Source organism: Paracoccus caeni (assembly GCF_016629665.1).
Classification (GTDB): Bacteria; Pseudomonadota; Alphaproteobacteria; order Rhodobacterales; family Rhodobacteraceae; genus Paracoccus; species Paracoccus caeni.
The window spans coordinates 350157-367461 of sequence record NZ_JAEPRQ010000001.1; the positions used below are offsets into that span (position 1 = coordinate 350157).

20 protein-coding genes are annotated in these 17305 nt (G+C 62.5%); 15 read left to right on the forward strand and 5 right to left on the reverse strand.

From position 1 onward, the window contains the following. The first annotated feature begins 125 nt into the window (after nt 1–125). The 4 genes from JJJ17_RS01610 to JJJ17_RS01625 are packed head-to-tail and all read left to right on the forward strand — an operon-like array spanning nt 126 to nt 3431. Nucleotides 126–989, forward strand: coding sequence for a branched-chain amino acid ABC transporter permease (locus JJJ17_RS01610; RefSeq protein ID WP_200683299.1), 864 nt, complete (start codon nt 126–128; stop codon nt 987–989). Continuing rightward, entirely contained in the window at nt 986–1981 is a 996-nt protein-coding gene (locus JJJ17_RS01615) for a branched-chain amino acid ABC transporter permease (RefSeq protein WP_200683301.1), read from the forward strand. The genes JJJ17_RS01610 and JJJ17_RS01615 overlap by 4 nt, the downstream gene beginning before the upstream one ends. Beyond that, on the forward strand, nt 1978–2724 hold the full coding sequence (locus tag JJJ17_RS01620; RefSeq protein ID WP_200683304.1) for an ABC transporter ATP-binding protein: 747 nt from the start codon (nt 1978–1980) through the stop codon (nt 2722–2724). The genes JJJ17_RS01615 and JJJ17_RS01620 overlap by 4 nt, the downstream gene beginning before the upstream one ends. Continuing rightward, the gene (locus JJJ17_RS01625) at nt 2721–3431 is read left to right on the forward strand and encodes an ABC transporter ATP-binding protein (protein ID WP_200683306.1); all 711 of its coding nucleotides are present in this window, start codon (nt 2721–2723) and stop codon (nt 3429–3431) included. Before JJJ17_RS01620 ends, JJJ17_RS01625 begins: the two co-directional genes overlap by 4 nt. A 64-nt stretch (nt 3432–3495) precedes the next feature. Here the strand turns inward: JJJ17_RS01625 and pobA are convergent, their stop codons facing one another. Next, nucleotides 3496–4650 carry a 4-hydroxybenzoate 3-monooxygenase gene (gene pobA, locus JJJ17_RS01630; RefSeq protein ID WP_200683307.1) on the reverse strand — a complete coding sequence of 385 codons (1155 nt, stop codon included), beginning with the start codon at nt 4648–4650 and terminating at the stop codon, nt 3496–3498. 73 nt (nt 4651–4723) lie between these two features. Here pobA and JJJ17_RS01635 point away from each other — a divergent pair, with 73 nt between their 5' ends. Further along, the gene (locus JJJ17_RS01635; protein ID WP_234463836.1) at nt 4724–5614 is read left to right on the forward strand and encodes a helix-turn-helix domain-containing protein; all 891 of its coding nucleotides are present in this window, start codon (nt 4724–4726) and stop codon (nt 5612–5614) included. Here the strand turns inward: JJJ17_RS01635 and pcaQ are convergent. Then, nucleotides 5574–6491, reverse strand: coding sequence for a pca operon transcription factor PcaQ (gene pcaQ / locus JJJ17_RS01640; protein WP_200683308.1), 918 nt, complete (start codon nt 6489–6491; stop codon nt 5574–5576). The two genes, JJJ17_RS01635 and pcaQ, sit on opposite strands and share 41 nt — an antisense overlap. Before the next feature lie 141 nt (nt 6492–6632). Here pcaQ and pcaD point away from each other — a divergent pair, with 141 nt between their 5' ends. From pcaD to JJJ17_RS01670, 6 genes are all read left to right on the forward strand, one after another. Beyond that, a complete protein-coding gene (gene pcaD, locus JJJ17_RS01645) occupies nt 6633–7409 on the forward strand; it encodes a 3-oxoadipate enol-lactonase (protein WP_200683309.1) in 777 nt (258 codons plus the stop codon). Further along, complete coding sequence (gene pcaC, locus JJJ17_RS01650) at nt 7409–7789, forward strand: 4-carboxymuconolactone decarboxylase (protein ID WP_200683310.1); 381 nt, start codon at nt 7409–7411, stop codon at nt 7787–7789. The genes pcaD and pcaC overlap by 1 nt, the downstream gene beginning before the upstream one ends. Continuing rightward, the gene (pcaH, locus tag JJJ17_RS01655) at nt 7786–8538 is read left to right on the forward strand and encodes a protocatechuate 3,4-dioxygenase subunit beta (RefSeq protein WP_200683311.1); all 753 of its coding nucleotides are present in this window, start codon (nt 7786–7788) and stop codon (nt 8536–8538) included. Before pcaC ends, pcaH begins: the two co-directional genes overlap by 4 nt. Then, the gene (pcaG, locus tag JJJ17_RS01660) at nt 8538–9143 is read left to right on the forward strand and encodes a protocatechuate 3,4-dioxygenase subunit alpha (protein ID WP_200683312.1); all 606 of its coding nucleotides are present in this window, start codon (nt 8538–8540) and stop codon (nt 9141–9143) included. Before pcaH ends, pcaG begins: the two co-directional genes overlap by 1 nt. 14 nt (nt 9144–9157) lie before the next feature. Then, nucleotides 9158–10009: a BKACE family enzyme gene (locus tag JJJ17_RS01665; RefSeq protein WP_200683313.1), complete on the forward strand. Its 852-nt coding sequence runs from the start codon at nt 9158–9160 to the stop codon at nt 10007–10009. Between the two features lie 61 nt (nt 10010–10070). Next, a complete protein-coding gene (locus tag JJJ17_RS01670) occupies nt 10071–11390 on the forward strand; it encodes a class-II fumarase/aspartase family protein (RefSeq protein ID WP_200683314.1) in 1320 nt (439 codons plus the stop codon). On the opposite strand, the gene JJJ17_RS01675 is transcribed toward JJJ17_RS01670, so the two are convergent. The 3 genes from JJJ17_RS01675 to iscR all read right to left on the reverse strand — a co-directional run bounded on the left by JJJ17_RS01675 (nt 11381) and on the right by iscR (nt 13314). Continuing rightward, the gene (locus JJJ17_RS01675) at nt 11381–12151 is read right to left on the reverse strand and encodes an IclR family transcriptional regulator domain-containing protein (protein ID WP_234463837.1); all 771 of its coding nucleotides are present in this window, start codon (nt 12149–12151) and stop codon (nt 11381–11383) included. The two genes, JJJ17_RS01670 and JJJ17_RS01675, sit on opposite strands and share 10 nt — an antisense overlap. A gap of 80 nt (nt 12152–12231) precedes the next feature. Beyond that, nucleotides 12232–12831, reverse strand: coding sequence for a sulfotransferase family protein (locus JJJ17_RS01680; RefSeq protein WP_200683315.1), 600 nt, complete (start codon nt 12829–12831; stop codon nt 12232–12234). Nucleotides 12832–12855: 24 nt separating this feature from the next. Continuing rightward, nucleotides 12856–13314, reverse strand: coding sequence for a Fe-S cluster assembly transcriptional regulator IscR (iscR, locus tag JJJ17_RS01685; RefSeq protein ID WP_200683316.1), 459 nt, complete (start codon nt 13312–13314; stop codon nt 12856–12858). Between the two features lie 164 nt (nt 13315–13478). Between iscR and JJJ17_RS01690 the strand changes: the two genes are divergently transcribed. The 4 genes from JJJ17_RS01690 (at nt 13479) to JJJ17_RS01705 (ending at nt 17239) form a co-directional block, all read left to right on the forward strand. Beyond that, nucleotides 13479–14141 carry an alpha/beta hydrolase gene (locus JJJ17_RS01690; RefSeq protein WP_200683317.1) on the forward strand — a complete coding sequence of 221 codons (663 nt, stop codon included), beginning with the start codon at nt 13479–13481 and terminating at the stop codon, nt 14139–14141. Then, entirely contained in the window at nt 14138–14596 is a 459-nt protein-coding gene (locus JJJ17_RS01695; RefSeq protein WP_200683318.1) for a hypothetical protein, read from the forward strand. Before JJJ17_RS01690 ends, JJJ17_RS01695 begins: the two co-directional genes overlap by 4 nt. Continuing rightward, on the forward strand, nt 14593–15714 hold the full coding sequence (locus JJJ17_RS01700) for an HD domain-containing protein (RefSeq protein WP_200683319.1): 1122 nt from the start codon (nt 14593–14595) through the stop codon (nt 15712–15714). Before JJJ17_RS01695 ends, JJJ17_RS01700 begins: the two co-directional genes overlap by 4 nt. A gap of 313 nt (nt 15715–16027) precedes the next feature. Continuing rightward, a complete protein-coding gene (locus JJJ17_RS01705) occupies nt 16028–17239 on the forward strand; it encodes an NADP-dependent isocitrate dehydrogenase (protein WP_200683320.1) in 1212 nt (403 codons plus the stop codon). The last annotated feature ends 66 nt before the right edge of the window (nt 17240–17305 follow it).

Here is a 17305-nt window from a genome sequence, read left to right on the forward strand (position 1 = left end):
TGACTGGTCATCGGCGGTCCCGGTGGGGTCGCCGACATTCCGAGCTGACTGTTTATCTCGCCCGGAGGCGCTTCTGTCAGAGGCGCTAACCCATACCATGACGCCTTATTGAACAAAGGCCCCGGATGCAGACAATCCTTTCAATCGGCGCTGACGCCCTTGCCTATGGCATGGTCCTCTTCGTCATTTCCATCGGCCTTTCGGTCACGATGGGACTGATGAAGGTGGTGAACCTGGCCCACGGCGCCTTTGCCATGATCGGCGGCTATGTCGCCTCTTACGTGACCCAGCAGATGGGTCTGCATTTCGCGGTCGGAACCGTTGCTGCGGTGCTGTTCTGTGTGGTGCTGGCCTTCCCGATGGAGCGGCTTCTGTTCCGTCGCATCTACGGCGCACCAGAGCTGATTCAGGTCCTGATGACCATCGGCATCACCTTCATCATCATCGGTATCGCCAACTGGCTGATGGGACCAACGCTTAAAACCATCGCGCTACCCGACAGCCTGCGCGGCCCGGTCGATATCGGCTTTCGCACCATCGCCGCACACAAGATTTTCGCCGCCGCCGTCGGAGGCGCGGTCGCCCTTGGTCTGTGGTATCTGATCGAGCGCACCTCGTTCGGGATCAAGCTACGCGCTTCGGTCGATGATACGGCGATGGCGGGTGCCTTGGGTATCCGCACCAAGATCGTCTATTCGGTCAGCTTCGCCATCGCCATCGGTCTTGCCGCACTGGGCGGGGTGGTCGGGGCGCAACTGCTGCCAATCGAGCCATATTATGCGCTGCATTACATGGTCACGTTCCTTGTCGTCGTCTCGGTCGGCGGGGCGGGGTCGATCCCCGGCGCATTGGTCGCCTGTCTGCTGCTTGGCGCGGTGAAAACCACCGGCAGTTATCTGTGGCCCGAATTCGGCAACTTCTTCTTCTACCTTGCGGTGATCGCCATTGTGTCGGTCTTCCCCAACGGCCTGATGGGGCGCGCGAAATGAGCAACGATGCCAAAACCATGACGATCTGGCAGCGCGGCCTTCGCAGCGACCTGATCGCCTGCCTGCTGATCGGGCTGATCGCGGTCATTTGTTTCTACGCCATGCCCTCGGGCCTGTCGCTGCTGACCCGGATCATTGCGATCATGCTGCTGGTCCTGTCCATCGATTTGGTCACCGGCTATGGCGGCGTCGCCACCTTGGGCCATGCCGCACTGTTCGGCGCAGGCGCCTATGCCGCAGGGATCGCGGCGGCGAAGTTCGGCATCACCGATCCGCTGCTGATGCTGCTGATCGGCACCATTGCCGGAGCCATTGCTGGTTTCCTCTCCAGCCTCGTGATCCTGCGCGGCCATGGTCTGAGCCAGCTTGTGCTGTCCATCGCCGTGATCATGCTGGCCAGGGAAGCGGCCAACAAGTTCTCGACCTGGACCGGGGGCAGCGACGGGCTGTCCGGCATCGCACCCTCGCCGCTTCTGGGGATGTGGCGCTTTGATCTGTGGGGCAAGACCTCTTACTGGCTGGCGGTCATTCTGCTGCTGGTGGTGTTCCTGATCCTGCGCCAGATCGTCCGCTCGCCCTTCGGGATGCTGGTCAAGGCGATCCGTCAGGACCCGATCCGGGTCAGCGCCATGGGTGCGCCGGTCTATTGGACGCTGGTCAAGATGTATGTCATCTCGGGGGCCGTTGCTGGGCTTGGCGGTGCGCTGTCGGCGGTGGCGACCAAGGTCGTGGGCCTGGACGCGCTGTCTTTCGAGCTGTCGGCCGAGGCGGTGGTGATGCTTGTCCTTGGCGGCACGGCGAACCTCTTCGGCGCGATGATCGGCACCACTGTCTTCATCTGGTTCGAGCATCTGGTTTCGTCCGTGAACCCGTTCCACTGGCTGACCATCGTTGGTGTCCTGCTGGTCACTGTGGTCCTGTTCGCTCCGAGGGGTCTGACCGGCATCGCTGACCAACTGCGCGATAAGTTCGGCAAGGGAGGCGCGAAATGAGCCTGTTCGAAGTTCGCAACCTGTCCAAGAAGTTCGGCGGTCTGAACGTCACCAATGATGTGTCGATAAGCCTGAACCCCGGCGACCGTATCGCCTTGATCGGTCCCAATGGCGCGGGCAAGACCACCTTCGTCAATCTGGTGACGGGCCATATCCGCCCCGATGCCGGTGTGGTGATGATCGCCGGTCAGGACGTGACCCGCCTGTCGCCCCGCGCAAGGGTGCATGCCGGTCTGGTCCGCAGTTTTCAAGTCACCCGGCTGTTCCCCGAAATGAGCCCGGAAGAGCATGTCGCGATGGCGATCCTGCAACGGATGGGCAAGGTCGAGAAGGCTTTCGGCGATTACCGTTCGATGCCCGAGGTGATGGCTGAAACCGCCGAGATCCTTGGCATCCTGAACCTGACGCCGATTGCCCGAAGCCGTGTCAGCGGCATCGCCTATGGTCAACAACGCCTGCTGGAAATCGGTCTGGCGATGGCGCTGCGGCCCAAGGTGCTGTTGCTGGATGAACCGGCGGCGGGGGTGCCCTCATCCGATACGGTCCTGATCGAGCGTGCGTTGGATCGTCTGCCGCCCGATCTGGCGGTGCTGATGATCGAGCATGACATGGATTTCGTGTTCCGCTTCGCCCAAAGGGTCGTGGTTCTGGCCGCTGGCACCGTCATCTTTGACGGCACGCCCGCGCAGGTCGCAGCCGATCCGCAGGTGCGTGAAGCCTATCTGGGGAGCTATGCGGAATGAGCGCGGCAAAACTGGAAATCACCGAACTGACGGCGGGCTATGGTCAGACCCGGATTCTGGAAGGGATCAGCCTTTCGGTTCCGGCAGCCGGGCGCACGGCGGTTCTGGGGCGGAACGGGGTCGGCAAATCGACGCTGTTTGCCACCATTGCCGGACAGACGCGGCGCTATGGCGGCCAGATCCTCATGGACGGTCAGGATCTGACCGCGATGGACGGATCGGCGCGGGCGCGCGCGGGTCTGGGCTTCGTGCCGCAGAACCGGGCGATCTTCAAATCGCTGACCGTCGAGGAAAATCTTTTCGCGGGCCTCAAGGAACGTCCGCGCGGGGATATCGAGGAAGCCTATGCGATGTTTCCCCGCCTCAAGGAGCGTCGTCGCAATATGGGCGGCCAGTTGTCGGGCGGCGAACAGCAGATGCTGACCACCGCCCGCACCATCCTTGGCCGTCCACGGCTTTTGCTGCTGGATGAGCCGCTTGAAGGGCTGGCCCCGGTCATCTGCGATGAACTGATGGCGGCATTTACCGAACTTGCCTCGACCGGCCGCATGACGGTGCTGTTGGTCGAACAGCGGCTGAAAGCCGCATTCGATTTCGCGGATCATGTGGTGATCCTCGAACGTGGAAAGGTCGTCTGGACGGGAACGCCCGGCGATCTGCAGGAAGATCCTGAGACTGTGAACCGGCTGCTGGGTGTAGGGCATTGAGGGCGACCGGGTCATAGTTTTTGGATCTGCGCCGTCGGAGAAATCCGGCGGCGCGTCAGCTTCATTAAAAAGTGCCTGTGTAATTCTCAGCCAGGCTTTGCTGCGCGTAGCGGGAACCAGCCAGATAATCGAATTCAGCTCGCTGAATGCGCCGGCCAAACGCGCCGGTTTCGGGGAATGTATGCAGCAACGACGTCATCCACCAACTGAACCGCTCGGCCTTCCAGATCCGGCCCAGCACATGCGTCGAATAGGCGTCGATCCCGGCATCGGATCGGTCGATCAGTGCCTCGATCAGCGCATCGGCCAGCATGCCCACATCGCTGAGCGCCAGATTCAGCCCCTTCGCCCCGGTCGGCGGCACGATATGCGCGGCATCGCCTGCAAGGAACAATCGCCCGAAACGCAAAGGCTCGGCCACGAAGCTGCGCAGCGGCGCGATGCTTTTCTCAATCGACGGGCCGGTTCGCAGCGCCTCGGCAGTGTCGGGATTCAGCCGGGCGCGAAGTTCGTCCCAGAAGCGGGTGTCGGACCAGTCGGCCACCCTCTCGCTGGCCGGAACCTGCACGTAATAGCGGCTGCGACTGGCCGAGCGTTGCGAGCACAGCGCAAAGCCCCGTTCGTGATGGGCATAGATCAATTCGTCGGCGACGGGGGGCTGATCGACCAGCACTCCCAGCCAGCCGAAGGGATAGACCCGTTCAAAGATCCGCAGCGCCGATGCGGGAACCGAGGCGCGGCTGATGCCGTGAAAGCCGTCACATCCCGCGATGAAATCGCAATCGATGCGATGTTCGGTGCCGTCCTTGCGATAGGTGACGAAGGGACGAGCATCAAAGTCATGGGGCGTTACGTCCTCGGCGTCATAGATGACCGGGCCGGTATGGATGTCCATCAGGTCGCGGGTCACCTCGGTCTGGCCATAGACCATCACCCGCTGATCGATCAGCGCCTTGAAATCCAGCCGCAGCCGGTCTCCGTCGAAGCTGAGTTCGCAGCCGTCATGCATCAGCCCCTCGCGATGCATCCGCGCCGCGGCACCTGCGCGATCCATCAGCGCCACCGATCCCGGTTCCAGTACACCGGCGCGAATCCGGCCCAGCACATATTCGGGGCTGCGCCGCTCAACGATCACGGCATCGACGCCAGCCTGTTCCAGCAGTCTGCCCAGCATCAGCCCGGCCGGGCCTGCCCCGATGATCGCAACCTGATGACGCATCTTCTTCTCCCCCACATCAAGGGAAGGATGCACGTGAAAGACGCCCCTGAAAATGGACAGGTGGCGCAATGATATGGACTATCCGAACATGACGCGAATACCGACCTATGCGCTTTACGGCGAGGATGAGCAGACCGCCGCACAGGATTGGCTGCATTGGGAAACCATTCCCGCCCGCAGCCGCTTGCACGGTTTCACCATCGCGCCGCACCGTCACGGACATCTGTTTCAGGTTCTGTCGCTGACAGCCGGACAGGCCGTTATTACTCTGGACGGGGTGACGCATCGGATGGAGCCGCCGTCCGTCGCGATCCTTCCGGCGCTGACCGTCCATGGCTATGATTTCAGCCCGGATGTGGATGGGATCGTCTTGACGATGATGCAGCGCGACGCACTGGATTCCGGGGCTGTGATCGCCGGTCCTTCGGTTATCCATGGAGACACCGCAATCCCGGTCAGGCAAGCTCTGTCCGATTTGCTGGCCGAAATGAATGAACCCGCAGCCGGTCGGGACATCGCGATGCGGGCGCGGATCGCGCTGCTGATGGTGGCGCTCTCGCGGGCGGTTGTGATCGCGCCAGCCTCTGATTCGGGCCGCGATCCGGCCCGCAGCAAGGCCGAGGCGTTTCAGGCTCTGGTCGAGAAATGGTTCCGTGAAAGCCGTTCGGTCGCGTCCTACGCGCAGGAGATTGGCATCAGTCAGACCCATCTGGGCCGGATCTGCCGCGAGGTGCTGGGCACGTCGCCGCTGGGCGTGATCGAACGGCGGATCGCGCTTGAGGCGCGGCGGATGTTGTTATTCTCGAACCTCTCGGTGAAAGAGATCGGGGCAGAGCTTGGCTATGACGACCCGGCCTATTTCACCCGCGCGCTGACCCGGTTGCTTGGCCGTTCGCCAATGGCCTTCCGCCGGGCTGCGGCGCTTAGCGCTGAAGCGCGGCCACCTCGCGGACGGCCTGCATGAAGCCGCTGGTGGTGACTTCGGGCACCTGATCGGTGCGGGTGGTAAAGCCGACCGGGCCGATCGTGTCCGACATGTCGATGGGCAAAAGCGCGATCAGCCCTTCCTCGACATCCCGCGCCACCACCCCTTGAGAGATCATCCAGACAGCGTCCGTCTGCCGAATATAGGACCGTCCGAAAGCGTTCGAGACGGTCTCGATCTCGTCGCGCAGCTCGGTCACGCCTTGGGCCAGCAGCATCTGTTCGACCAGACCGCGGATCACCGAATCCGGGGTCGGCATGAGGATCTGATAGGGTTCGACCATGCCGGGATGAAATTCCTCGACCGACAGCAGCGGATGGCCGGGGCGCACGGCCATCACCACACGCTCAAAATAGAGATGTTCGAAGGACAGGCCCAGCATGTCGTCGGGCCGCGCCATCCGACCGATGACCAGATCGACATCCCCCGTGCGCAAAAGTGACAGCAGGTAATCGTTCGGCCCGGTGATGATCCGTGTCCTGAGGCCCGATCCGCCCTCGGTCAGCTTGCGCACGGCGTCGGGCAGGATCAGCGCCGACACCGTCGGCAAGGCCCCTATTTTCAAAAGCAACCGCTGCTCGCCGCCCTGAGCGGCATCGATTCCCTGCCGCAGCGCCGACAGGCTGGTCGCGGTGTAGCGGAAAAAGACCTCGCCAAAGGGCGTCAGCGTCAGCCTCCTGCGGGTGCGGTCGAACAGGTCGTTGCCAAGGATCTCTTCCAATTCCTTGATGGTCTTGGACACGGCTGGCTGGCTGATATTCATCGTATCGGCCGCATTCACCACCGATCGCAGCCGGGCAACCTCCCAGAAGCTGACCAGATGACGCAGCTTGATCCGGGGGTTGATGATACGCATCCTGCGCTGATCCCTGCTGTGGCGCTGACCGTCATCCCGTTTCGGGGCGGCGAATCATAACCGTGTGATTATTGAAACAGCCTCACTATGCATTATACCTCGGCATTTTGTCATGGCAGATTATGTATCGAGGGAGATGCCATGAATATACTACGCCGGCCCTGGGGGGCGATGCACTACCGGATCGACGGTCCCGAGAACGGGATGCCGGTCGTCTTCGCAAATTCGCTGGGCACCGATCTGCGTCTTTGGGACGCGCTGCTGAGCCGCCTTCCCGGCATCTGCGCCATACGTTTCGACAAGCGTGGCCATGGGCTGTCCGATCTGGGCGGCTGGCCCTCGATCAGCGATCTGGCCGATGATGCGGCGGCGCTGCTGGATTATCTGAAGCCGGGCCGGGTGGTCTTTGTCGGCATTTCGGTCGGCGGGATGATCGGTCAGGCGCTGGCGGCGTCACGGCCCGATCTGCTCAAGGCGCTGGTTCTGTCGAACAGCGCGGTGAAGATGGGCAGCCCGCAACTGTGGCAGGCCCGGATCGAGGTGATCCGGCAGGGCGGCACCGCCGCCATTACCGATGCGGTGATGGAGCGCTGGTTTGGCCCGGTTTTCCGCGCTTCGCCGCAACTGTCGGTCTGGCGCAATATGCTGAGCCGGTCGGACGATCACGGCTATATCGCCATCTGCAAGGCCATCGCCGCCGCCGATCTGACCGACACCGCCGCCAAGCTGCGCCTGCCGGTGCAGGTGATCGCGGGCTCTGCCGATGGCTCTTCACCGCCCGATCTGGTTCAGGCGACCGCGAACCTGATCGAAGGTGCCTCTTATCATCTTATTCCCGATGTCGGACATCTGCCGCCGGTGGAAGCACCGCAGGCCTTTGCCGACTGCCTCGTCTCATTCCTGAAGGACTACGCCTGATGATCGATCGCCAAATGCAGGGCATGAAGACCCGTCGCCGTGTTCTGGGTGAAACCCACGTGGACCGTGCCGAGGCCGAAAAGGACGTGTTCGATGCGCCCTATCAGGATCTGATCACCGAGGCCGCATGGGGCCATGTCTGGTCGCGCGACACGATCAGCCTGCGCGAACGCTCGATGCTGACCATCGCGCTGCTGGCCGGTCTGGGCAATGACCACGAGCTTGCCATGCATATCCGAGCAACGATGAATACGGGCGCGACCGCCGATGATATCATGGAGACATTGCTGCATGTGGCCATCTATGCCGGTGTGCCGCGTGCCAACCATGCGTTCAAGATCGCCAAGGAAACGCTTGCCGAAATGGAGGCTTTGCGATGACCCAGGACAGTCCCCATCCGCGCAACTCCGTTGATCGGGGGGCGCTGTATCCCCGCGATCGCGACTGGCACCCGGCAGCTTACACGCCGGGCTACAAGACCTCGGTTACGCGCGCGCCCAGCAGGCCGTTGGTTGCGCTTGGCTCGACCCTGTCGGAAGAGACCGGCCCGGCTTTCGGGCAGAACGCCATCGGCGATCTGGACAACAACCTGATCCTGAATTTCACCGGCCAACCCGCGATTGGCGAGCGGATCATCCTGCATGGCCGTGTGGTGGACGAGAACGGTCGCGGCATCCCGAACGTGCTGGTCGAGATCTGGCAGGCCAATGCGGGCGGACGCTATCGCCACAAGAAGGACGGCTATCTGGCGCCGCTGGACCCGAACTTTGCCGGTTGCGGGCGCTGTCTGACGGCGTGGGACGGATCGTATGAATTCCTGACCGTTCGGCCCGGCGCTTATCCATGGCCGAACGACGTCAATAGCTGGCGACCGATGCATGTGCATTTCTCGGTCTTCGGGACCGGCTTCGGGCAACGGCTGATCACGCAATGCTATTTTCAGGGCGATCCGCTGATCGATCTCTGCCCCATCGTGAAGACCATCGGCCAAAGGAAAGCCATCGAGTCGCTGGTCGCACCTTTGGACATGAACCGGGCCATTCCGATGGACTGCCTCGCCTATCAATTCGACATCGTGCTGCGCGGACGCCGCCAGTCGGTGTTTGAGAACCGGATGGAGGGGATGTGATGGGCCGGCTGGACGATCTGAAGGAAACCCCGTCGCAGACTGCCGGTCCCTATGTCCATATTGGGCTGACCCCGAACAAGCTGGGCAATGCGGGCGTCTATCCGGTCGATCTGGGCGAAAGCCCGATCCGCGATGGCGCGCAAGGCGAGGCCGTGACGATCACCGGCACGGTGCGCGACGGTGCGGGGATGATCCTGCGCGATGCGCTGATCGAGATTTGGCAGGCCGATGCGGATGGCATCTATCCGGGCAATGATCCGCGCGGCGCAGCCGATCCGAACGTGACCGGCTGGGCCCGGATCATCGCCGATTTCGACAGCGGTGAATGGCTGCTGAACACGATCAAGCCGGGCCGCGTTCCCTATCCCGACGGCCGCAGCATGGCGCCGCATATCTCGGTCTGGGTGGTGGCGCGCGGGATCAATCTGGGCCTGCAGACACGGATTTATTTTGAGGACGAGGACAATTCGGCCTGCCCCGTTCTCGCCCGGATCGAGCAGCCGGAACGACGCGAGACCCTGATCGCCCGGCAGACCGGGCCGGGACATTACCGCTTTGACATCGTCCTTCAGGGCGATGGCGAAACGGTCTTTTTCGACATCTGAATGGGAGGCGGGACATGACCGATCTGTCCGAAAAGCCCTGTATCATCTGCGTTGCGATCACCGGCTCTTTGCCGACCAAGGACAACAACCCGGCGGTGCCGATCTCGGTCGCCGAGCAGCTGGAGTCGACGCAGGAGGCGTTCGAGGCGGGCGCGACCATCGCCCATTGCCATGTCCGCGACGATGACGGGCATCCAAGCTCGGACCCCGAGCGTTTTGCCGCGCTGAAACAGGGGCTTGAAAAGCACTGCCCCGGCCTGATCATCCAGTTCTCGACCGGGGGACGATCCGGCGCGGGACGGCTGCGTGGCGGGATGCTGCCCCTGCGGCCCGATATGGCTTCGCTGTCGGTCGGCTCGAACAATTTCCCGAACCGCGTCTATGAAAACCCGCCCGAACTGGTGGATTGGCTGGCATCGGAAATGCTGGCTCATGGCGTCAAGCCCGAGATCGAGGCCTTCGATCTGTCCCATATCGTGCAGGCGGCGAAGATGGAGGGGGACGGGCGGCTGCAAGGTCCGCTCTATGTCCAGTTCGTCATGGGCGTGAAGAACGCGATGCCTGCGGATGAGACCATTTTCGATTTCTACATCCGCACATTGGGTCGCCTTGCGCCGGGCGCGGAATGGTGTGCGGCGGGGATCGGCGCGGATCAGTTGAAGATCAACGAATGGTCGGTCAGCAAGGGCGGCCATGCGCGGACCGGGTTTGAGGATAACGTGCGGCTGGACCGGCAGACGCTGGCGGCCTCGAACGCGGCGCTGGTCCGGCGGGTGACCGATCTCTGCGATCAGTATCAGCGACCGGTGGCGGATTGGCGGCAGGCGCGGGCGATCCTTGGCCTCGGCACGCCTGCAGGTCTTTGACCGTTTCATACGGATCGCGGCGCGGATAAACTGCGCCCGATCAAAGCCATGAAAGACACCCATGCCCGCCGCTCTTGCTGACAGTCCCCTTTATCGCCGCCTGTTCAGTGACGAGGCGACCGCCGCGCTTTTCACCGACAGCGCCGAGATCAGGGCGATGCTTCTGGTCGAGGGGGCCTTGGCGCGGGTGCAGGGGCAGCTTGGGCTGATCCCCAAGGAGTCGGCGGCCTATATCGAGCGTAGCGCGCGTGAGGTGCAGATCGATCCTGCCGCTCTGGCGGATGAGACGGCCACCAATGGCGTCCCGGTTCCGGCGCTGGTCGCTGCCTTTCGCAAGGCGATGCAGGCGCCTGAACATGCCCAGTATCTGCACTGGGGCGCGACCAGCCAGGACATTATGGATAGCGGTCTGGCCCTGCGCCTCAGCCGCGTGGTCGAGTTGTGGGACGCCCGTTTGCAGGCGCTGCTGAACCTGCTGGCCCAGCTTGCCTTGCAGCATGCCGATTTGCCGATGGCGGCGCGCACCTATGGGCAAGTTGCGACCCCGACCAGCTTCGGCGCGGTCGTCGCAGGCTGGGGGCGCCCCTTGCTGCGGCATTTGCAGCGTCTGCGGGCGCTGGCTCCCGATCTGGCGATGGTGTCGCTTGGCGGTGCGGCGGGGACGCTGTCTGCCATGGGTGCAGAGGGTCCGTCTGTGCGCAAGGCGTTGGCCGAGGCGTTGAACTTGGCCGATCCGGGGCAAAGCTGGCATGCCGAGCGGGACCGTATCGATGCCTTTGCCGCATGGATGGCGGGGCTGGCTGCCAGCCTTGGCAAGATGGGCGAAGACCTGATCCTGATGGCGCAAAGCGGAATCGAGGAAATCTTGATCGAGGGTGCAGGCGGCTCATCGACCATGCCGCAGAAGCAGAACCCGGTTGGGCCTTCGGTGCTGGTGGCGCTGGCCCGGCAGATCATTGCGCTTGCCGCCACGATGCAGGGTGCCGGGCTGCATCGGCAACAACGCGACGGCGCGGCGTGGTTCGTGGAGTGGCTGACCTTGCCGCAGCTTTGCATCTCGACCGGAGCTTGTCTGGCCCGGGCGGCTGAGTTGTCGGCAAAGATCACACCACAACCGGCAGCGATGGCGCGACAACTGGACGACGGCAGCGGCCTGATCCATGCCGAGGCTTACAGCTTTGCACTGGCCCGCCACATGCCGCGACCTGAAGCGCAGGCAAGGATCAAGGCACTGTGCGCCGAGACGCAGAAAGGTGGCCTGTCGCTGTCGCAACTGATCGCGCGGGATTTCCCCGATCTCGATCTTTCCGATGCGGGTGGCCCGGGCACGGCACCTGCCGAGGCGCGGGCCTTTGCGGCGAACGTGAACGCTCAGATCTGACCGATCATGCCGCGCAGTTCCTGCTGCACCTCGCGCAAGGCGGGCAGCAGTTCTTTTTCGACGCGGTCAGGGAATTCCGGGCTGGCGGTCAGGCCGAAGTTCAGCGCCGCCACGACCCTGCCATAGGTGTTATGGATCGGCACCGCGACCGAACACAGCCCGATCTCGATTTCCTGAAGATTGGCCGAATAACCCTGTTCGCGAATTCGCCCCAGTTCCGCCATGATCGCCGGGATGTCGGTCAGTGTGTGCCGGGTTTTGGCAGACAAGGGCGCGTCGGCCTCTAGTATCGCCAGAGCCTCGTTGACCGGCAGGGCTGCCAGCAGGATGCGACCCATAGAGGTGCAATAGGCGGGCAGTCTGGAACCCGGCATCAGCGAAATGGACATGACTTTCTTCTGCGTCGCCCGCGCGACATAGACGATATCCGAGCCGTCCAGCACCGAGGCGGAAGAGCTTTCTCCGATCTGGTCGGAGATACGGTCAAGGAATGGCTGAACGATCCGCGGCAGCGGCAGCGTTGCCAGACAAGCGGTGCCCAGCCGCAGGATGCGCGGTGTCAGCGTGAAATACTTGCCGTCCCAATGCGCGTAACCCTGATGCGCCAGCGTCAGCAGGCAGCGCCGCGCCGTCGCGCGATCAAGGCCGGAAGCCTGAGCGATCTCGGAAATCGATTGGCGGGGACGGTCTGCATTGAAGCATTCGATCACCGCCAGCCCCTTCGCCAGCCCGCCCATGATATCACGTTCTGAGATGCTCAATGCCCTATGGATCCGTGCGATAAGTAAACAAATAGATTATAGCGCACAAGCTTGGACTGGGAAAGGCATGAAACGGCGGCTCAAGCGCAGCCGCCGATTGCCGCCTGATAAAGTGCAAAATCCTGCGGCTGCGTCTCATGCAGCCGTTGGCGCAACTCGTCGCTGAGATGAAGGTCTGCCACCGGCGAGACATTCAGCCGCGCCATCCCCGACAGATCGGCCTGCAGCCGTGCCGACAGGAAACGGGCGATTTCAGAGGGGTAGTCGTAACGGTAAAGATGATCGACGCGCTTCCCCGCATCTGCCGTCAGCAGGTTCGCCTGCGATCCGACCGCCGCATGGGGCGGAGGGGCGGGGGACAGGTAATCCTCGACAAAGCGGTCAAAGCTCATGCCATGGGTCGAGCTTTGCCGGTTCCTGACCTCTGGCCGCGATCTGTAGCGATACCAGCTTCCCAGCCAATCCACCGGCTCGCGGATGACGGCAAAGGTTTCCAGCGGCCTATCGGGCTGGATCAGCGGCAGGATACGCTGTTCCAGCTTTCGCAGGCCCATGTGCTTCAGATGCTGGGGATGGCGGAAGATAATGTCGGCCATGCCGCCCAGATGCGCCTGATAGGCGTGGGTGCCGGTCTTGGGCACCGACAGGAAGGCCAGGCCATGTCGAAGAAAGATCATCATGGCCGTGGCTCCGGTCGTGCAGCGTTATTCGTCCACCACGTTCAGGATTTGCGGCAAGGCGGGGCAGGGCAGAAGCTGGTTCTTTGCCACATCCGCCAGCGTGTGATTGTGCAGGAACACATAGACATGCGCCGACAGGCTTTCCCACAGCCGGTTCGACAGCGTCTGCGCCCGCGACCCCGACACCCCGCCCGAGGCACCGGCACCGACATGCATGGCGCTGACGGTCTCATCGACGGCTTCAAGGATTTCGGCGATGCGGATGGTCTCTGGCGCCCGTGCCAGACGGTAGCCGCCGCCCGGTCCGCGCACCGATGCGACCAGCCCGGACCGGCGCAGGCGCACGAATAGCTGTTCCAGATAGGGCAGCGAAATATCCTGCCGTTCCGATATTTCCGCCAGCGAGGTCAGGTCATCCCCTCTTGCGATCGCCAGATCGACCAGAGCGATGATCGCGTAACGTCCTTTGGTGGACAGTTTCATGGCTCGGCCTCCCCTTACGCAGCGTTCCATTGACGGCACAGGCGCAGCCGCGCTATGCCGCCATGGCCTGTTTCTTGCGCATTTCGCGCAGGCATCCCAGATAGCTCATCTAGAAGCCGCGCGCCAATGCGTCAAGAAAACACCGAAAGCCCCGAAGGAACACGATGCCAGAGTTGATTTTCCCCGGTCCCGAAGGCCGTCTTGAAGGCCGCTATCACCCGCAAGCGGGCAAGCCCGACGCGCCGATCGCGATCATCCTGCACCCGCATCCGCAATATGGCGGCACGATGAACAACCGGGTCGTCTATAACCTGCATTACGCCTTCTACAACATGGGCTTCACCGTGATGCGGTTCAATTTCCGTGGCGTGGGCCGGTCGCAGGGCGAGTTCGATCAGGGTATTGGCGAGCTGTCGGATGCCGCCTCGGCGCTGGATTATCTGCAGGCGATGAACCCCAACAGCAAGCATTGCTGGGTCGCGGGCTTCAGCTTCGGGGCATGGATCGGGATGCAACTTCTGATGCGCCGCCCCGAGATTACCGGCTTTATCAGCGTGTCGCCCCCGGCGAACCAGTATGATTTCAGCTTCCTCGCGCCTTGCCCCTCGTCCGGGTTGATCGTGAACGGCACCGCCGACCGGGTGGCACCGCCGAAAGACACGCATACGCTGGTCAGCAAGCTGCGCGAGCAGAAGGGCATCACCGTCACCCATGAAGAGATCGAGGGCGCGGACCACTTTTTCCGCGATGACGAGGCGCATATGAAGCCGATGATCGATCTGGTGCAGACCTATGTGCGGCGCAGGCTGACCGAGAACACGCGTTGAAGAAAGCCCTGGGCGGGCTCTGGCTGCTGTCGGTGGCCGGGCTTGCCCTTGCGCTGACGCTGCTGACGGCAGGGCTGCGGCAGGAGATCCTGCATTGCGTGGCCCAGTCGGGGCTTTTGAACATGACGCCCGAGGCTGCGTTGTTCCGCTATCCCGCGCCGGATCTGGCATCGGTCTTGGCGGGCATGGAATGGCGCGATCTGGCCGTGTTTCTGTTGAGTTTGCTGCCCTTTGCGCTGTTGGCCCTGCGGACATGGGGGCGCAGGCAGTGGGTCATCGCGATGGGCACGGTCGCCTTCGCCGCAGTGGTTGCGTGGAACCTGCGGCGTGAGGCGGCGGGTGGCTGTTCCATCGCGGATCGGATAGAGGTCTTGCCCTATATCGCCCCGGCCTTGATCTGCGCGATGCTGGCCTGGCGGTTTGGCGAAACCTTTGCCGAAAGGGCAGGCGAGTGAGCGATCTGCAGGCTGCGTTCGATTTTCTCTGTGAGGCCGACCGGCTGAAATCGGTGGATCGGGCCAGTGTGCTGATGGACCTGTCGCGGGCCGAGAACAGCGCCGAGCATAGCTGGCATGTCGCGCTTTACGCGATGGCTTTTGGTGCCTCGGATCGGGCTATCGCCATGATCCTGCTGCATGATCTGGTCGAGATCGATACCGGCGACCATCCGATCCATCTGGCGCATGATGCAGAGGCGGTGGCGGCGGCCGAACTGGCGGCGGCGCGGCGGTTGTTCGGGATGATCCCGAATGGCGATGAGATGATCGGGCTGTGGCAGGAATTCGAGGCGGCAGAGACCGAGGACGCGCGCTTTGCCAAGCGCATGGATCATATCCAGCCGCTGTTTCAGGTGCTGCTTGCGCCCACGCCGATTCCTGAGCATCTGGATATCTGCCGTGACAATATGAGCCGGGGTCGGGCGCTGCGGTTAAGGCAGGAATGGCCAGCAATCATTGAGGTTGCAGAGGCTTTGATGGCCGGGCGCGGGGCCGAGACGGGGGTGGCGGCGCGGCTTCGGTTTCTGGCCGAGGCAGATCGGCTGAAGTCGGTGATGCGGGCCGGGCGCATTCATTCGGGGCGGCGCGAGAACAGTGCCGAGCATAGCTGGCATCTGGCGCTTTACGCGCTGATCCTTGCGCCTCTGGCGGGTGAGGGCGTGGAGATCGGGCGGGTGATCCGGATGCTGATCCTGCATGACCTGCCAGAAATCGATACCGGCGATGTCCCGATCCATTCCGGCAATGGGCTGACTCATCACGGAGCCGCGCAGATGGCGGCGGAAGAGGCTGCGGCGGCGCGCATCTTCGGGTTGCTGCCGGGCGAATTGTCTCGTGAATTCAGGGCGCTTTGGGATGAGTTCGAGGCGAATGAGACGCCGTCCTCGATCTTTGCCAATGCGCTGGACCGGGCGCAGCCGGTTATGCTGAACATCGCCTGCGGTGGCGGGACGTGGACCGAATATCAGGTGACGCGGCAGCAATTGCAGGACCGCGTAGGGGTGAAGATCCAGCGCGGGATGCCGGAGCTTTGGGACTGGCTGCTTCAGCGGTCGGACGGGATGCTGGCAGGCTGAAAGCCACCCGCGCAACGGGTTGCGGGCGTTGCAATCGGTATTTTAGCAACGAAGAAACGCAGGTGCGGCTTTGGCCAGCAAATGCTGGGATTTTGGCTGCACAACCCGTCCACTGCGCGTGCACAGGGCGAGCACAGCCTGTACACCGCTTGCGCACGCTGGTGTTGCGTTTGGGTGTCGGGTAGGGCGTTGCGGCGGCTATCAGGGAAATCTGGCGGCTTTTTCGGCATACAATCGCATACCGTCTTTTCTTTCGCGACATTTGCCGCTATGACCCGCGCCAGAGCCCCCAACGCCAACAAGGGAACCATCCATGACCAAGATCAAGGTAGCCAATCCTGTCGTCGAATTAGACGGCGACGAAATGACCCGGATCATCTGGGACTTCATCAAGCAAAAACTGATCCTGCCCTATCTGGATGTGGACCTGAAATATTACGATCTGGGCATCGAAGAGCGTGACCGCACCGACGACCAGATCACCATTGATGCAGCCAATGCGATCAAACAATACGGCGTCGGCGTCAAATGCGCCACGATCACCCCGGACGAAGCCCGCGTCGAGGAATTCGGCCTGAAGAAGATGTGGCGTTCGCCCAACGGCACGATCCGCAACATCCTTGGCGGCGTGATCTTCCGCGAGCCGATCATCTGCAAGAACGTGCCGCGTCTGGTGCCGCACTGGACCCGCCCGATCATCGTTGGCCGTCACGCCTTTGGCGATCAGTATCGCGCCACCGATTTCCGCTTCCCCGGTGCGGGCAAGCTGTCGATCAAGTTCGTCGGCGAAGATGGCGAGACCATCGAGCATGAAGTGTTCCAGGCGCCGGGCTCGGGTGTGGCGATGGCGATGTACAACCTGGACGACTCGATCCGCGATTTCGCCCGCGCCTCGTTCAACTATGGCCTGCAGCGGAATTTCCCGGTCTATCTGTCCACGAAGAACACCATCCTGAAAGCCTATGATGGCCGCTTCAAGGATATCTTCCAAGAGATCTATGACGCCGAATTCGCCGATCAGTTCAAAAAGGCCGGTATCCATTACGAGCACCGCCTGATCGACGATATGGTCGCCAGCGCGCTGAAATGGTCGGGCGGCTATGTCTGGGCCTGCAAAAACTATGATGGCGACGTGCAGTCGGACATCGTGGCGCAGGGCTTTGGCTCGCTTGGGCTGATGACCTCGGTTCTGATGACGCCGGACGGGAAGACCGTCGAGGCAGAGGCGGCGCACGGCACCGTGACCCGCCACTATCGCGAGCATCAGAAGGGCAACCAGACCTCGACCAACTCGATCGCGTCGATCTATGCTTGGACGGGCGGTCTGAAGCATCGCGCCAAGCTGGACGACAACACCCCGCTGCTGAACTTTGCCGAGACGCTGGAGCGTGTGACCGTGCAGGCGGTGGAAGATGGCTTCATGACCAAGGATCTGGCGCTGCTGGTTGGGCCGGATCAGAAATGGCTGACCACCATGGGCTATCTGGAAAAGGTCGATGAATATCTGAACAAAGCTCTGAACTGAGCGCGAAGGCCGGGGGTGACCCCGGCCTTTTTCATTGGCGGGGGCGAGTGGTTTGATCGAGGTTCC